Annotated in this window: 13 protein-coding genes and 1 other RNA gene; 10 read left to right on the forward strand and 4 right to left on the reverse strand. The window is 41.4% G+C overall.

Features of this window, described 5'->3' with window-relative positions:
• Positions 1-340: 340 nt before the first annotated feature.
• Positions 341-1567 carry a DUF3095 domain-containing protein gene (locus LEP1GSC194_RS01510; protein ID WP_020771974.1) on the forward strand — a complete coding sequence of 409 codons (1227 nt, stop codon included), beginning with the start codon at positions 341-343 and terminating at the stop codon, positions 1565-1567.
• On the opposite strand, the gene LEP1GSC194_RS01515 is transcribed toward LEP1GSC194_RS01510, so the two are convergent.
• Positions 1556-1954, reverse strand: coding sequence for an SET domain-containing protein (locus LEP1GSC194_RS01515; protein ID WP_020771916.1), 399 nt, complete (start codon positions 1952-1954; stop codon positions 1556-1558). The genes LEP1GSC194_RS01510 and LEP1GSC194_RS01515 overlap by 12 nt on opposite strands.
• A gap of 53 nt (positions 1955-2007) precedes the next feature.
• Positions 2008-3831 carry an ABC transporter ATP-binding protein gene (locus LEP1GSC194_RS01520; RefSeq protein ID WP_020771820.1) on the reverse strand — a complete coding sequence of 608 codons (1824 nt, stop codon included), beginning with the start codon at positions 3829-3831 and terminating at the stop codon, positions 2008-2010.
• A gap of 179 nt (positions 3832-4010) precedes the next feature.
• Between LEP1GSC194_RS01520 and LEP1GSC194_RS01525 the strand changes: the two genes are divergently transcribed.
• The 6 genes from LEP1GSC194_RS01525 (at position 4011) to LEP1GSC194_RS01550 (ending at position 11707) form a co-directional block, all read left to right on the forward strand.
• Complete coding sequence (locus tag LEP1GSC194_RS01525) at positions 4011-4625, forward strand: ACT domain-containing protein (RefSeq protein ID WP_020771913.1); 615 nt, start codon at positions 4011-4013, stop codon at positions 4623-4625.
• Between the two features lie 166 nt (positions 4626-4791).
• A complete protein-coding gene (locus tag LEP1GSC194_RS01530) occupies positions 4792-6261 on the forward strand; it encodes an HD-GYP domain-containing protein (RefSeq protein ID WP_020771983.1) in 1470 nt (489 codons plus the stop codon).
• A gap of 431 nt (positions 6262-6692) precedes the next feature.
• Positions 6693-8186 carry an HD-GYP domain-containing protein gene (locus tag LEP1GSC194_RS01535; RefSeq protein ID WP_020771945.1) on the forward strand — a complete coding sequence of 498 codons (1494 nt, stop codon included), beginning with the start codon at positions 6693-6695 and terminating at the stop codon, positions 8184-8186.
• A gap of 65 nt (positions 8187-8251) precedes the next feature.
• A complete protein-coding gene (gene aroC, locus LEP1GSC194_RS01540; protein WP_020771737.1) occupies positions 8252-9394 on the forward strand; it encodes a chorismate synthase in 1143 nt (380 codons plus the stop codon).
• Positions 9395-9735: 341 nt separating this feature from the next.
• On the forward strand, positions 9736-11193 hold the full coding sequence (locus LEP1GSC194_RS01545) for a 2Fe-2S iron-sulfur cluster-binding protein (RefSeq protein WP_020771871.1): 1458 nt from the start codon (positions 9736-9738) through the stop codon (positions 11191-11193).
• Positions 11180-11707: a NuoI/complex I 23 kDa subunit family protein gene (locus LEP1GSC194_RS01550; protein WP_020771920.1), complete on the forward strand. Its 528-nt coding sequence runs from the start codon at positions 11180-11182 to the stop codon at positions 11705-11707. Before LEP1GSC194_RS01545 ends, LEP1GSC194_RS01550 begins: the two co-directional genes overlap by 14 nt.
• Positions 11708-11917: 210 nt before the next feature.
• Here LEP1GSC194_RS01550 and LEP1GSC194_RS01555 read toward each other — a convergent pair whose 3' ends face one another.
• Positions 11918-12166, reverse strand: coding sequence for a DUF433 domain-containing protein (locus LEP1GSC194_RS01555; protein WP_036040553.1), 249 nt, complete (start codon positions 12164-12166; stop codon positions 11918-11920).
• A gap of 343 nt (positions 12167-12509) precedes the next feature.
• On the opposite strand from LEP1GSC194_RS01555, the gene LEP1GSC194_RS01560 reads away from it, so the two are divergent.
• Complete coding sequence (locus LEP1GSC194_RS01560; protein WP_020771762.1) at positions 12510-13034, forward strand: RNA polymerase sigma factor; 525 nt, start codon at positions 12510-12512, stop codon at positions 13032-13034.
• A 13-nt stretch (positions 13035-13047) separates the two neighbouring features.
• A complete protein-coding gene (gene rsx, locus LEP1GSC194_RS01565; RefSeq protein ID WP_020771827.1) occupies positions 13048-14415 on the forward strand; it encodes an LIMLP_03685 family anti-sigma factor in 1368 nt (455 codons plus the stop codon).
• A gap of 420 nt (positions 14416-14835) precedes the next feature.
• On the opposite strand, the gene LEP1GSC194_RS01570 is transcribed toward rsx, so the two are convergent.
• Positions 14836-15057 carry a hypothetical protein gene (locus LEP1GSC194_RS01570; RefSeq protein WP_020771852.1) on the reverse strand — a complete coding sequence of 74 codons (222 nt, stop codon included), beginning with the start codon at positions 15055-15057 and terminating at the stop codon, positions 14836-14838.
• Positions 15058-15483: 426 nt separating this feature from the next.
• Between LEP1GSC194_RS01570 and ssrA the strand changes: the two genes are divergently transcribed.
• Positions 15484-15833: a transfer-messenger RNA gene (gene ssrA / locus LEP1GSC194_RS20965) on the forward strand.
• Positions 15834-15912: the final 79 nt, after the last annotated feature.

Consider the following 15912-nt stretch of genomic DNA (forward strand, 5'->3'; position numbering starts at 1 on the left):
CTTGTAAAAAGGCGGAAAGGTGCCAACACGATCCATTTCCGATTTCGTTTCAATTTCCAGCCTTGCGTCTTTTTGTGGTGGAAGATTTCGCTTTTCGAATAATCTATAAAAAATACGTGTAAAAATTTTCAAAACTTCCAATTATAGCAATCGTTCGTTTCGGGATCTTTAAATTCGACTCTGATTTCGCGCTTCGAATAAAGATGTATCTCTTAAGTAGTCTAATATATCTTCGGATGATTTTTTATAAAAAGAATTTTGAGAAGATTGTAGATTAGAAAGTTTAAAGTTCTCAGATTCCCTTAGGGGAATAAAATATAATCGTTATTAGGTGAAAAACATGATTCAAACCGCCGATCAAAAATCCACGTTAAACACTCAGAACTTTTATAAATACCTACCGACGCTTTCGTCCTTTACGGATATCATCGAACCTTCCAATTATTTTACCGTTCCCGACGATTGGAATCTTATCATTACGGACGTGGTGAATTCGACGGACGCGATTCGAAACGGACATTACAAGGACGTAAATATTGCGGGTTGTATCACGGCGATGGCCGTTTCGAATCTTATGAGAGATATGGATTATCCGTTTTTATTCGGAGGAGACGGAATGACGTTGTTGCTTCCGGATAACGTTCTCTCCGGAGTGAAGGATATTTTATTTTCGGTCCGAGAATTGGTGAAAAGCAGTTTCGGATTAAAACTCAGAGCGGGAATCGTAAACGTAGGCGAGTTGAAAAGAATCGGAAAAGAATTAAAACTTTGTAAATTAAAGATTTCTGATTTTTATAATCAGGCGATCTTAACGGGAAACGCTTTGGATGTCGCGGAAAGTCTCGTTAAAAACGAGGATTCCGCAAATCCTTATATCATTCCTTTAACGCATAAGACCAAGATCAAACCGGATTTTACTGGATTTACTTGTCGTTGGCAGGATATTCCGAGTCACCGGGGAGAAACGGTTTCGTTTATCGTTAAGATGAATTCTCCGAGCGCCGCTTCCGATCAGGCATTGTTGAAAGTTGTTTTGGATCAAATCGGTGTTCTCCTGGGGAACGACGTGGAAATCCATCCTCTCAAGGAAGAAAAAATCAAAGTGGATTTGTCCGGAAAGTATCCTCGTAAAGAAGCGACTATTCATTCCGGAAGTGGAAAAGGATTTTTTTTCTTTTTGAGAAGGCTTAAGATCAAAATCGAAGGAATTGCGGTTAACTTTGCCATCAATTCACAATGGAAATTCGGTCCGAAAGTGAACGGGGCGGAACTGAGAGAATTAAGAAAGTCGCAAGTGATCGCTTCCGATTTTAGAAAATATGACGGAACTTTAAAGATGGTCGTCGCTTGCGATTCCGATTCCAGAGAATCGTTTCTGAAATTTTTGGACGACCTTTATCGACAAGGAAAACTTTTTTACGGATATCACGTTTCCGATAGGGCTTTGATGACTTGCGCCCTACACGAAGGTTCGGTGAGAGAGGTTCATTTCGTGGATTCTGCGGACGGAGGTTACGCTCTCGCCGCGGTTCAACTCAAAGAACAAATCAAAGCTTCAAGAGGTTGAACCGAGTTTTATTTTCCAGTTATCGTCGAAGAGTTTATAGTCGCACGTAAGCTCTTCTCCTTTTCGAATCAATCTTGTCGCACTATCCTGTCCCATCGGATTCGTTCGATCGCTCGTAAAATCCTCTTTCGTATTCGGATCGTCGCTGTGATTCATAAACTTGGAATTGTCCGAACAGTAGAACCATTTTCCGTCGGTTTGATAGGAATAAGTGCGAAACATTTCCTGAACGGATGTCGGAAGAGAATTCAATTCTTGATCGGTTAAAACCCAGACCGTTTTAGGATTGTATTTCCAAATCAATTCGCCTTTTTGAATATCTCGGCCGGCAAAAAGACCGAAACCGCCGATCGGAGAATCGGCGATGTATGTGGGTACTAAAAGCATTGGAAGAAATGTAATTTAGCCGGGAAAAAAATTGCAAGTAAGAAAAGGAATTCTTACAGGACCATTGCTTGTTGTTCGGGTTCGGGAACCGAAAAACTTTCCAGTTTTCCGTTGCGCATTTGAAAAACCTGATCCGCTTCCCGAATCGTGGAAAGTCTATGTGTGACCGAGATCACCGTTCTTCCCTCTCTCAATAAAGAAAGGGTTTTCATGATTCTCGCTTCCGTTACCGGATCCAAGGAAGAAGTCGCTTCGTCCAAAAGGAGAATCTGAGGATTTCTTAAAAAGGCTCTTGCGATCGCGATTCTTTGTCTTTCGCCGCCGGAAAGTTTGGTTCCTCGATCCCCTGCGTTCGTTTCGTAACCCATAGGCAAGGAAAGAATCGTCTCGTGAATCTCGGCCCTTTTTGCGGCTTCGATCACTTCTTCCAGAGTCACGCTCGGTTTGCCGATCCGGATGTTTTCAAAAATCGTAGTGTTAAAAAGAAAGGTTTCTTGAAATACAACCCCGACTAAAGATCGAACGGAACTTCTGGATAAGGAATTTAGATCCATACCGTCGAAAAGAATTTTTCCCTCGCTCGGTTGAACCATTCCCAAAAGAAGTTTGATGAAAGTACTTTTACCGACTCCGGAACCGCCTACGATAGCCGTATAACTTCCTTTGGGAATGGTGAGAGTGATGTCGCTTAGGTTTTTCGATCTTCCTTTGTATCGAAAATGAACGTTCTCGAAATGAATGGCCACTTTCAATTCGGGAATCGAAAATTCTTCCGGATCGGATTCAAAAACGGGAGCGCGTAACAATTCTAAGATTCGTTTTGCCGAGCCGCTTGCGTGATTCAGCGCCGGTAAATATTGGGAAAGATACAATAAGGAATAACTTAAATTTAAGAACGGCGGCAGAAACGCGGCTAACGTTCCTATGCTTAGAGTATTATTATATGCGAATACGGTCCCCACGAGCAAAAGGATCCCTTGAAGTAAAAGAATTCCCGAACCTGCGGAACGCTCCAAATAGGAGTTTGTCAGTCCGAGCCGTAGAGAAACTTGAAACAGTTTTTCACAATTGTTTTTAAATCGACTGAAGAAGTAGTCGTTTAGATCGTAAGCCCGGATCAAATTCTGCGCGGAGATGGATTCTTCCACGAGGCTGAGTACTTGAGCTTCTTCTAATTTTCTTGCATAACTGATTTCCGTGGACTTTCTGGATAAAAATCCCGGACCTAAAAAACTGATCGGCCAGATCAACAATGCGATCAAGGCCAACTTCCAATCCAATAAAAAAAGTAGAATGGTTCCGAAAACCGCTTCCAATATAGGACCGAGTCCCCAAGGAATAAACGCTAAAAGCGCGTGTTCCAATGCCGCGAGGTCGTTGAAAAATCGGGAAAGAATGTCTCCCAACTTATTGTTGGAAAAAAAATCCAAACTCAATCGATCCAAATGTTCGTACATCTGCAATCGAAGGTCTTGGATGATTCTTGCGGAAGCCCAGTTATAAAGATAATCCCTTACGGTTCCAAGGATAGCAAATGTGACCGTTCCGATTGCGAGGTAAGCTCCGATCCAATAGAGTGCGCTTTGATTTCGATTGATGAGGGCTTCGTCGATTAAGTATTTAAAACTGAAAGGGATACTCGCATAAAATCCGATTTCGAAACAAAGAAGTCCGATGATGACGAAAATTCTCCCCTTGTATTTTTTAACAAATCGGAATAACCCGAAAATCAAAAGGCCGGGTGCGCCTTCCGAGTCCGGCTTTTCTTTTTTCGGATTCGGGGCTTTCCATTTTTTAGCGGTGCCTTTTTCTTTTTCAAGAGGCAAAGGTTCCGACTTTTGGATTAGATCCGGATTGTATTCGAGGGGTCTTTTCATACCGTTTTGGGAAGTATCTCCTTTTATTTTCGGCAGATATCTTTCATTTCCACTCTACTTTGACTGTTTTTCCCGGAAACCCCGAGGCAAGAATTTTTCACCGGATAAGAGACAGAATACGTCCGGAAAAGAGTCGTTTTTTTTGAAACGGGCATTATCTTTGTACCCAGGTCTATAGAATGATTCATTTTCACTATAAAGAAAACGACGGATTCTATACGGTTACGTTAAAAACATCCGAAACGGCTCCGGGTACTCTTCATAAAATGGTGAAAGCGATGTTCTTTATGGGATGGGAAATCGTTTCCGGCGACATTGAAACGATAGAAGAGGAAGGCCAGCCTTATAGTTACGATATTTTTACGCTAAGATCGGATGAAACGGATACTAAAATCAAGGCTTCTAAATTGGGAGTTCTCATGTCTTCCGTATTTACGGACGATTTCGCTTTGGAAGAAATCATTCATCACTCAAGCGAGATCGATCTCAGAAATACCTATCACCTCGGCGCCGATTCCAAGTTGGAATTTGAAGATATAGAATCGGGCGCTAAAACCAAATTTTTCCTCGAAGCTCCCGATAGAAAAGGTCTTCTTTACTTTGTTACCGGAGTTCTCAAAGAAAACGGAATTAACATTTATTCGGCTACAATTCGGACGGATCGAACCGGAAATCGGGCTCAAGATACGTTTATACTTTCCGATACAAAAGGGGGAGGTTTTGCAGGTTCTTCCTTAGAAGATCGCGTAAGTCGAAATATACTCGAAATCAGTTTGAATTCTTCCTGGAGATAATCGGTAAAATATTTTTTTTCGTCCCTTATAAAAAATATTCGGTGCAAACGGTTTATTCCCGCCTTTTCATGGATTAAAAATGGAATTCTTGAACGGTTATTTTTAATTAGCGTTAGCTCGCATATCCATATCCCAAAAGCAAATTTCACTATTTAAGATTATTCTCATGGACGCCCAAAAAGACTTACAGAAATTCGACTTTACTGAAGAGATCATCCAACACTTTAAAATCAACAGCGTCATTCCCGTTGATTTCTATAATAGAAACGGGCAAATTCTTATTCATAAAAAGGAAAATGCGGACGGAGAAGACATTACAAAATTATTAAGATTTGAAAGTCAGGGGATCTACTTTCTAAAATCCGAATTTGAAAAAATTGCCGGTGGAAAATCGGATTCCGGACCGAATAACGTAAACGGCCGAGACGTCAGTTTTGCGAAACTGGTCAACTCCGAACTGACTGTCGATCTTGCAAAGAACGCTTCCAGCTTCTTATCGGAATTAAAAAAATTCCCTCTCAACGGAGGTCAGGTAAGAAACCTCAACAAATCCATCGACGGAATATTAGAAGATTTTAAATCGACGCCGGATATGGAAAACGGGTTGGTCAACATCATCGAGGTTATGAGTAGCGCCGGAGTTCCGATGGATTCCGAAATACTCACCAAACGCACCGTAATCGCGATGGCGATGAAGGTGAGAGCGGGAAAAGCTTTTACCAAAGTCGACATGGAACAGAAAAAATTGGATCAGATGAATCTGATGATGTCTTCCTATCTCGCGGATGTCGGTTATACTCAGATGAAAATTCCGATTCAGAAGGATTTGAAAACGGAAGAATTTGAATATATCAAAAATCATCCGATCATCAGTTATCTTATGGTCGCTAATCTTCCAGAATTGGACGATAACATCAAAACCCTGGTTCTCAATCACCATCGTCCTCACAAAGGCGAAGGGATGAACAATAATTATCCTCAACCGAAGGCTCTCATTCATAAGCTTAATCTTTATAAGGAAAAATATAAGGACGATCTGAAAAGGACCGTTTTAGTCGGCGATATTCAAAAACAAATACGAAATATTCTCACCAACAACCTACCCATAGAGGATATCGGAGTCATTTCCATTGCGGGAGAATTCGCTTCCTTGACCACAAAACAGGAATGGAGGGAAGCGTTCGAACCTCTGGTCGCGATGAAACTGATTTTGAATAACAGTTTTTTTGCATATAATGAAAAGACCCTGAGAGACTTTTACGATCACATCGGCCTTTCCTTATGCAATAACCAGCCGTTTATTCGGGAAGGGGATTTCGTAATCGTAGTTACTCAGGATTCCAATCAAAAAGTGTTTTTCGAAATTTGTATCATTCGGGAAATGTATAAAACCCAGATTCGCCCCATGCTGGAAAGAGTCGGAACCATTCGGCCGAATTTCAGCAATATGGGAAAACTCAGGATTTCGGGATTCGACATTTCTTCGTTAAAACTCGATCGAAGAAAAGCGGTCTACAACCTCGAAAAAAATCAGGATCCGAGAAGAATCGTCTACGTTTTGGATCCGAAGATGGACGCCCGCCTTTACGAAGAATTGACCAAACAAACCGGCGAAATTCCCAAAGAAAGCGCCTGAAGGATTTCTAAAAATAACGGTCAGTTTACATAAAAACTCCGTTTAAACCGTAGATCGCCGAGTTTTTTCACGTTATAATTCATCTTATATAGAACTTCTAATCGAATTCTTTGGAAATAATTTTTTGATTATTTTTGAATCGAACGGATTTTGAGTTAGAATGTACGTTCAATAAATAATTTTTTTCCAGTCGGATTGTTTATTATCTTCAAGAAGGCGTTGTTAAAGGATTTTATGTTATACGATTCTTTTTCGAAAAATGACCGACGGTATTTGATAAAAAGCCTGTCTCATCTTTGCTTCCCTAAGAGCCGTCGCTTCGCTGCGGCTATCTCGCTTCTATGGTCGCTCGATAGGGAAGGAAATTTGCAGGAGTTCCTAAGAATTACGTCTACTTACGTTCGTTTCAAGTCGCGAGGGTTTAGCTCAAAATGAATTCTAATACGACTCATAACTCGCATTCGGTCAATAGGGAACTCTTGGAAAAGTTCGAATTCAATTCCGAGGTGATCAGAAGTTTTATCAGTCAGAGTGAAATACCGGTCAATTTTTATAATAAAAACGGGCAGGTCCTAATCCACAAAAAGTCGGACGCATCCGAAGAGGACGTTACGAGGCTTCAAAAATTCGCAAGTCAAGGGATTTACTTTCTTATATCGGAAAAAGACAAATTTATTAAACCGAAAAATCCCGATGCGGTTCACGGAAGGAACGTTTCGCTTACGAAACTCGTAAACGCCGATCTTACGCTTGCTCTTGCGAGAGAAGCCTCCGATCTTTTGGAAGAACTCAAACACTTTCCTTTAAGTAATCATAATATTCGTATGGTTCAAAAGGGAATCGACGACATTCTTACCGACTTCAAGACAAGTTCGGATATGGAACTCGGCCTTGTAAACGTGATCGAAGTTATGCGGCAGAGCGGAATCAAGACGGATTCGGAGATGATGACAAAACGCACCGTGATTGCGATGGCGATGAAACTAAGAGGGATGAAGGCTCTTAGTAAGACCGATAACGAGATTCAAAAAGCAAAACAACTGAACGTTATGCTCGCTTCGTTTATGGTGGATATAGGCAAATCCAGAATGAAACTGCCGAATCATTCCAATCTTCGTCCCGAAGAATTCGATTATATCAAAAGCCATCCTATCATCAGTTATCTCATGATCGGAAATTTAAGCGGAATCGATTCGGAAGTCAAATCCGCCGTACTCAACAGCCACAGAACCTTTCGCGGCGAAGGTCTGAATAACAATTATCCTTCCAACAATATTATCCTCCGAAGATTAACCGAGTATCTCCGGAAATATAAGGATGATCAAACGAAACACGTTCTCATTGAAGACATTCAAAAACAAATTCATCGTATACTGAGCAACACTTATACGGACGAGGATCCCGGAATCATTTCGATTTCGGGGGAATTCGCTTCCCTCACTTCCGATCAAGAATGGCGGCCTGCGTACGATTCTCTCACGGCTATGAAGTTGATTTTGAACAATAGTTTCTTTTCCTACAATGAAAAGATCGTCCGAGATTTTTTCGATCTAATGGGTTTGAGTCTTTGCGAGAACAGAAGTGTTCTCAATCCGGGCGATTACGTCATAGTCGTTTCGATGGATTCCCAAAGAAAGGTTCACTTTGAAATCTGCGTGATCAAAGAAATTTTCAGACATCAAACAAGACCGCTTTTGGAAAGAATCGGAACGATCCGACCCGTAATCACCAACAAAGGAAAGATAAAAATCGAAGGTTATGACCCTCATTCTTTTCGTCAGGATAGAAGGAAGGCGGTTTTCGATCTGAACAACAGTATGGATCCGAGAAGGGTAATTTATGTAATCGATCCCGAATTGGAACCGAATCTCTATGAGAAAGTCGATCAAAGTTTTAGAGGAACCGCACCTCGTTCCGTGGCCTGACAAAACCGAAGGATTCCTTTAGAAACTCGCTTTATCCCTGAGCTTTCCCTTGTTTTTTTGGTATTATGCCTTCTAGTTGGGGAAAAATTTTTAAAGTCAGTACGTTCGGTGAATCTCACGGAACATCCGTGGGAGTTGTTGTCGAAGGAGTTCCCGCGGGAATCCCCATTCGTTTAGAAGAAATTCAAAAAGATTTAAACCGGAGAAGACCGGGGCAGAGCGATCTCACCACACCTCGAGACGAAACCGACACGGTTCGCGCGGTTTCGGGTGTCTTTGAGGGAAAAACGATCGGATCTCCGATTGCCTTGATCGTGGACAACCAAAACACGATCTCCAAAGATTACGAAAATTTAAGAACCACATTCAGACCTTCTCATGCGGATTATACGTATCAAATGAAATACGGCTTTCGTGCTCACGTAGGAGGCGGTCGATCTTCCGTTAGAGAAACGATCGGTCGGGTCGCTGCCGCTGCGATCGCGAGAATGATCCTCAAGGACGATCTTGGAATCGAAACCGTAGCTTGGGTAGATTCCATCGGTACCGTTCCATCTACGATCGGCGAAAAATATCCTAAGTCAAGGGAAGAAGTGGATCAAAACGAAGTTCGTTGCCCGGACGCCGCAAGCGCGGAAAAGATGCGTTCCTTGATTCTTCAAATGAAAGAAGCGGGGGATAGCGTCGGAGGAACGATCAAATGCGTGTCCTACAATCTTCCTCCCGGTTTAGGCGATCCCGTCTACGATAAATTAGACGGGGATTTGGCAAAGGCCGTTCTTTCCATTCCCGCGTGTAAGGGATTTGAAGTAGGCTCCGGGTTTTCTGGAACTCTTTTGACGGGAAGTTCGCATAACGATGAATTTTATACGGAAGAAGGAACCGGAAAAGTCAGAACCAAGACGAACAATTCCGGCGGACTCCAAGGTGGAATTTCCAACGGAGAAGAACTGGTAATCTGCGCCGCGTTTAAACCGACCTCGACGATTTTTAAAAAGCAGAATACGGTAAATCTCAAAGGAGAAGAAACCGTCCTGGAAGCAAAGGGCCGTCACGATCCTTGCGTTCTTCCGAGGGCCGTTCCGATCATCGAAGCCGTGGTTAACTTGGTTCTCGTGGACGCGTATCTCTATCAAAGAGCGATTAATCCCCAGTGGTTTCGGAAGTGGGCTCGCGTTCCCGATTATTACAAAAACTTGGAACTTTAAGAATCAATCTCAAAATGGATGCGAATTTTGAAACTCATCTAAAATCCGAATCCAGTGAAAGCGGTCCGAAAGTCCTAAGGAACGTGGTAGTTCCCACATTTTAGGAGTCAGTGGATAGGGATCAGATGTCAGGGTTAAAGTTTTTCCGATTAACGGTACGGAAGAGATCAAATTTAGCGTTCATTTAAAAACGTAGGAGTTTCCACGCTAGGTTTTAAGACAGGTTCATAATACAAAAATTGATAAACGATCAATTCTATAGAAACGTGTTGCCAGAATGATAATGGTACGTTTCTATAGAATTGTTTCCCGGTACCGGGTACTATCAATAGGATGATTCCATGGTAAAAATCAAGATCGACGGAATCGAGTATGAGGTGGACGAAAAAAAGAACCTCATATCGGCGGCTAAAGATGTCGGAATCGATATTCCTTTTTTTTGTTATCACCCCAAACTTTCCATCGTGGGCATGTGCAGAATGTGCCTTATCGAAATCGAAGGAGTTCCTAGACTTCAGGTGGCTTGTAATACAAAGGTGACGGAAGGTCTTTCCATCTTTACAAAAAACGATCGGATCAAAGAGGCGCGGGAAGGAACGATGGAGTTTCTTTTAGCCAATCATCCGTTGGATTGTCCCGTTTGCGATAAAGCCGGAGAATGCCAACTCCAAGACAATGCCTTCCAGGAAGGAAACGGCAATTCCAGATTTACATTAGAAAAAAGGAATGTTCCTCAGGAAGAAATCGGCACCAATCTGATCATCAATCATAATCGTTGTATCGTATGTTATCGTTGTGTTCGTTTCGAAGAAGAAATAGTAGGGGAATCCAATCTCGGTCTTTTTGAAAGAGGATATCATTCCATCATCGGTCTTGCAAAAAACGAACCGATTCAACATAACTTTCAAGGAGCGCTTGCGGACATTTGTCCGACTGGGGCTCTTCTCAACAATAAGACCTTATTCAAGTCGAGAGTCTGGTGGTACAAAAACGCGGAATCGATCTGTCACGGTTGTAGTACCGGTTGTAATATTACGACTAACGTAAGAGATAACAAAATGTATCGGTATATGCCTCGAATCGACGAAGAAAAGGATATGTATTTTCTTTGCGATAAAGGACGTTTTGATATCGATTGGTTGAACGAAAATCGTTTGTTCGCTTATTATCGAAACGGAAACGTTTCGGAAAGCGCGGTCGTATTGTCTGCAATCGCGGAAAAGGTCCTAAACGCAAAGAAGATTGCGGTTCTCGGCGGTGCAACCGAGTCGAATGAAAATCTAAAAACAATCCTACAAAGTGTGGAGTCTTTCGGAAAATCGGTTATCCTGGAAGCAAGGGTGGACGCGGTTCAATACAAGACGCCCGAACAAAAAGACTTTTTGATGACTACGGATTTAAGACCCAATACAAAAGGCGCCGTGGAGAGCGGGTTCGTTTCTTCCCAAGGAATTGAAACGATTCGTAAGTCGATCGAATCGGGAGAAATCGATTTGGTTTTTGTAATTAAGGAAAACGTAATGGAGTTTCTACCTTCTATTCCTTTCGATACGACCGTTGTATCGTTGGATACGAATTTAACTCAGGGAATTTCCGACGCAGCTTATGGGGTTCCGATTCAAACGTTTGCGGAACAAGCGGGTTCCTTTACGAATAAGAACGGATTGAACCAAAGTTTTCAAAAGGCAATGGAACCGCCGAAGGGATTGTTGAATTCCGGCTCCGTTTTCCGGAGACTCGCGGAACTGGTTCAAGAATCCGCGTCTTCTCCCAAGGAGGTTGGCGTTGGGAACCGTTAACGTAATAAACGTAGCAAGTCGTCATAAACTTTCCTGGTACGAAAAATTTTATTTTTATTCCATCGGCAAAGGACTTTGGATCACACTCAAACATTTTATCAAGGCCGCGATTTTAAGAAGAACGGTCACGATCGAATATCCGGAGAAAAAAAGAAAATACTCCACTCGTTTTCGTGGAATGCATACGATGAAACGGGACGAACAAGGTCGCGAAAGATGTACAAGCTGTTTCTGTTGTATGTGGATTTGCCCTGCCGACGCGATTTATATCGAAGCGGCGGAAGTAACTCCTGAGATTCAACATCTTCATCCCGAAGACAAGTACGCAAAGAAGTTTGAAATCGACTTATTGCGTTGTATTTTTTGCGGGTTGTGTGAGGAGGCTTGTCCGAAAGGTGCGATTTATCTGGATGGACCGGGTGAGATGGCAACCGATAACCGAGAAGATTTGATTTTAACCAAAGAAAGAATGATGCAACTCGTGGGCGGGCCGATCATCGGAGAAAGACAATAAATCTAACTCGCGTTATTTTCGTGCCTCCAAGGTTGGAATTTAAAACGGTTTGATTCGGGTTGTGGGTTTTGATTGAGATCGATCTGAGAAGGCCGTCTTAATTAGAGTTGTTGAAAAATTCAATAACCGCATTAACAACACTACTTCAATCGTCCATTTCAATGAAACAGAAACAAATGGAGAATTAATTTTTAAACAACTCTATTGATCTCAACTTACCTTTTCATTCGTATATTGATTCTGCCTTGCTATTTCTAATTTAGCTTCCAGAAAAGATACGGCCGAATCGATGTCATCGTTGGAAATTCCGGGATATTCTCTCAAAATTCCTTTTCTGGATATTCCCGATAGCAGCAAATCCAATATTTCCGAAACACGCACCCCAGTTCCCCTGATAAAGGGTTTTCCTCCCAGATAACCCGGGATAATATCTATCGAAGTAAATTCGTCTTTACTCATATACTATTTTAACAATAGAACCCGACAAAATTAGAACGAAAATTTTTTCTCGGGTTTGAATTTTCCTTTTTATCGAAACTTTTCACGGTGAACCGGCAAACTACCACTGCCTACAAACTACGCGGTAAACCCAAGTTTTTATGTATCATTGAAATCAAATCGAGCCGGATATAGCTTCCTTGAAAAAGATTCCTTCAAAAGAGAAAATAATAGACCGGAAATCGGCATATTTTAACCAAACAAAGTTCAGGGAACGACCTGGGTTTTAATTTCTTTTTTGTGCTTTTAGAATCACAATTTACCTAAAAAACTGCAAAAGACCGATTTCCCGGTATTTTTCTCAATGGACCGATCCGATTCTGCAGATTTTTCAATTTTATACGAGGAGAACTACCGAACCGTATATCATTTTCTTTTAAAGATCTCCGGTGACCAGGAGGTTGCGGAAGATATAACTCAAGAAGCTTTCTTAAAAGCGTTTACTTTTTTTGCCAAATTCGATTCTAGGATCGCCTCCTTCAGCACATGGACGTGTTCGATTGCAAAAAACTTGTATTTCAAACATTACAATAAGCAGAAAAAAGAATTCGGAAACGTAAGTCTGAGCGATTTGATCGGCGATATTGAAATCAATCCGGAGATTCCCGAAAACTTGGAGAAGGTTTTTTTGGAAAAAGCGATAAAAGATACGATTGAGAGTCTTCCTGAGCCGGAAAAAAGTATAATATTATATAAGGAATTGGAAAGGAAAACTCTGAAAGAAACCGCGCAAGCGTTGGGAATTTCGGAAAGGACGGTAAGTAGAAGATTGATTTCGGCCGTTTCCTTACTCAGGGCAAAAATGGAAAAACAAGGATTCCAATTCTAATTAATATTTCATCATGAAAACGGAAGTAGACGACATAGAACGTTTTGAAGACCTTTTAGGGAGATATTTATACGGCGAGTTGAATGCCGAAGGTAAACGTGAACTTCTTCAGTTCATAATCAAAAATAAAAAAGCTCGTTCTATATACCAGACTTCTACTCGGATCAATTCAATTTTATCTCACGTACTTTCCGACCCCAAACCCGGTTTAAAATCGGGCCTTGCCGGAAAAATATTAGCGTTTCCGAATATAATTTTGAAATCACGAACGATGGTTTCCGGACTAACCGCGGCCGCAGTCATTTTAAGCGTCGTGTTTTCTTTTTGGTTCAGCTATGGATTTTGGTCGGATTCTAAATTGGACCAGGCGTTTATCAATTCTTACGGGGATTGTAAAATCGACGGAACCGCGTCTCAGCCGGGGGAGAGTCTTCTCAATCGTAAAGTGGTTTCCGGTAATTTTTCGATTTGTGAATTTCAAGTCGAAGGATCCAAAAGTGTTGCTGTTCGAATGTTACCCGATTCGGAAGTTTCGGTAACGGGGGATAAAAAATATTCCTTTTTGAATGTGGCTCGAGGATCGGTTCTTGTGGATTCCGTTCGGAACGAATCGGCGGAAGAAGGTCTACTTACGATTCTTTCCCCGGATGTGAGAGCGTTTTTAATCGGAACGAAGGTGGTTTATTCCCGCGAAGCGGGAGAATCCTATTCCAAATTGGATCTCGACGTTTTGGACGGAAAGGTCGAAATTGAAACCGGACCTAGCGTCGCTTTTGAAAAAACAGCCAACACTTTAACCGAAGAGGAAAAGGAATTTTTAAAAATGAATTTTCCGATCCTTTTTCAAAGTAAGAAAGTTCGGATCAACAGTGGACAATCGTTGTCTTGGAAGGGAATTCCCGAATCGAGTTTAAAGAAAATTCGTTCTTTGGAAAAAAGTATCGAAGAAACGAAAGCTAAGGGGGCGAAGCTTGAGGAGAGTTTCGTTTTCGCATTAAATTCGGACGTTCGTAAACTCGGCGAAGGAAATACGCCCGGAATGTTTTCGATGGATGACGATTTGAGTAAAAAAATCAAAAACATACTTCCCAACCAGGAAAAAGATTTGGAAGAAAAATTCAAATCTATGGTTCGTTTCGCTCCGAACGATTTGAAACAAATTGACAAACTGAAGTCTTTGGTTGCAAAGCTCGATAATACCGCTTTGATTCAAATCCTAAAAGACAAAAGTCAACCTGATGTTGAAAGAGTAATTCATTTTAAAGACGGCTCTCAAGTGAAAGGTTTCGTTTATCAACACGAAAGTTTTTATATACTTTTAAAAAATGACGGTAACCTTTTGTTTCCCATCGACGCGGTCGATTCGATCCATTTCGAATAAAATTTATATCTTAATTCTCCGTAACGAGATCATTACGAATAATATCCTACTGAACGATGTGTAAATAGAGGGTCAGGAATTGTGTCTAAAAGTCGATTTAGAGTTTTATCCTTGAAAGGAAATTTGCATGAGTTCCCGCATTTCAAGTGACTATGAGTTAGTGAATTAGGGGGTCAGTGAATAGAAGTCAGTGTCAAAATTTTTCTGATTTTATCATAACGGCACGGAAGAGGTCCGAGTTTACTGTCGTTTAAAAACGCAGGAGTTCCCACACTTCTGTAAAACTCAGCGTTTCGCTTTTATTGGCACTTAAGGGTTTTTTGGGGACAGTGCTTAGGTCGTAAGCTCAAGAGACCGGCCCAGACTCTTTTTGAAAGGGCCGTCGCGTCGAAAACCCGATCGACGACGGCCTGAATGAATTTAAGCGGCTACGGAATTTCTTCCCATTTTTCCTAAAAAATAGAGAAGCACACCTATTACCACCAATCCTGCTCTGATTCCCCAGCCGGTCGTGGTTCCCCAATTATCGATCCAAATTAAAATACTTAAGTTGTAATTGAAAAAGCTCAACGCAGCGGAAACAACACCTGCAAAAGAAAGGAAAGCACCGAACGACGAAATCTTATCCTTAATTTGATCCATATTGAAAACACCTCTTATGATTGAATTGATTAAAGGATTAACAAACGATTTCTTTTTTTTCCCTGAATTTAAAGTAAGAATATCGATTTTGATCCAAAATTTTTTTCAATGATTCCTAATAAAATTCGAAGTAAACTCGCTCAGATAGAATACGGATGGGACATTCTGCCTAGTTCTCACCGGCGCGTGCGAATAATCGTCTCGATAAGACACGACTTAAGGCGATAGCCCGGCGCGGAACATAACCTGGACTTCACCTAAATCGTAAAAAATTTATTTTACGGTTTATGCAAGCCGAACGCCGAATTTTTTTTGGAGATTCTTGTTCTTTTGAATGTCCGTTTTGGGATAACTTTCAATGTTTGATAAAAAACTTGCGGTAAAATTTCAGTTATCTACTTTTGACAGTCTAATCAAAGAACATCAGGGGACGAAATTGGTTTCGACTGTTGTTGCCAGGGATTATGTGGCGTGTAGAGGTTGTAGGCTCCTCTCAAAACCTTCAAACAATAACCGCTAATAACGAATTAGCTTTAGCAGCTTAATCTCTGCTACGGAGCTTTGGTTTTTTCTCTTGGATTCCAAACGTTCTGAAACTTATCAAGAGGCGGCTCTTTTGGTTTTCGGTTCCTAAAAGAGACTGTATTTGAGCCGGGTAGGAGAAAGAGTCCTGTCTGAGGGTTAACCTTTTTCCGAAACTTTATACACAGACTACACACGTAGAGGCTGATCTGGGGCGCAATAGGACGCGGGTTCGAACCCCGCCGTCTCCATTGTTTTTCGAATTTTTATAGTCGATTCGAGAATACTTTCTTAATATTTAGATTCAGTTTTAAATTAAGCGAGTTCATTCGA

It is taken from the genome of Leptospira alstonii serovar Sichuan str. 79601 (assembly GCF_000347175.1).
Taxonomy (GTDB): Bacteria; Spirochaetota; Leptospiria; order Leptospirales; family Leptospiraceae; genus Leptospira; species Leptospira alstonii.

Excerpts from the sequence above, each read along its gene's own strand:
- rsx (WP_020771827.1), top strand. The coding sequence starts at position 13,048 with ATGAAAACGGAAGTAGACGACATAGAACGTTTTGAAGACCTTTTAGGG.
- LEP1GSC194_RS01560 (WP_020771762.1), top strand. The coding sequence starts at position 12,510 with ATGGACCGATCCGATTCTGCAGATTTTTCAATTTTATACGAGGAGAAC.
- LEP1GSC194_RS01520 (WP_020771820.1), bottom strand. The coding sequence starts at position 3,831 with ATGAAAAGACCCCTCGAATACAATCCGGATCTAATCCAAAAGTCGGAA.
- aroC (WP_020771737.1), top strand. The coding sequence starts at position 8,252 with ATGCCTTCTAGTTGGGGAAAAATTTTTAAAGTCAGTACGTTCGGTGAA.
- LEP1GSC194_RS01570 (WP_020771852.1), bottom strand. The coding sequence starts at position 15,057 with ATGGATCAAATTAAGGATAAGATTTCGTCGTTCGGTGCTTTCCTTTCT.
- LEP1GSC194_RS01535 (WP_020771945.1), top strand. The coding sequence starts at position 6,693 with ATGAATTCTAATACGACTCATAACTCGCATTCGGTCAATAGGGAACTC.
- LEP1GSC194_RS01555 (WP_036040553.1), bottom strand. The coding sequence starts at position 12,166 with ATGAGTAAAGACGAATTTACTTCGATAGATATTATCCCGGGTTATCTG.
- LEP1GSC194_RS01545 (WP_020771871.1), top strand. The coding sequence starts at position 9,736 with ATGGTAAAAATCAAGATCGACGGAATCGAGTATGAGGTGGACGAAAAA.
- LEP1GSC194_RS01515 (WP_020771916.1), bottom strand. The coding sequence starts at position 1,954 with ATGCTTTTAGTACCCACATACATCGCCGATTCTCCGATCGGCGGTTTC.
- LEP1GSC194_RS01525 (WP_020771913.1), top strand. The coding sequence starts at position 4,011 with ATGATTCATTTTCACTATAAAGAAAACGACGGATTCTATACGGTTACG.
- LEP1GSC194_RS01510 (WP_020771974.1), top strand. The coding sequence starts at position 341 with ATGATTCAAACCGCCGATCAAAAATCCACGTTAAACACTCAGAACTTT.
- LEP1GSC194_RS01530 (WP_020771983.1), top strand. The coding sequence starts at position 4,792 with ATGGACGCCCAAAAAGACTTACAGAAATTCGACTTTACTGAAGAGATC.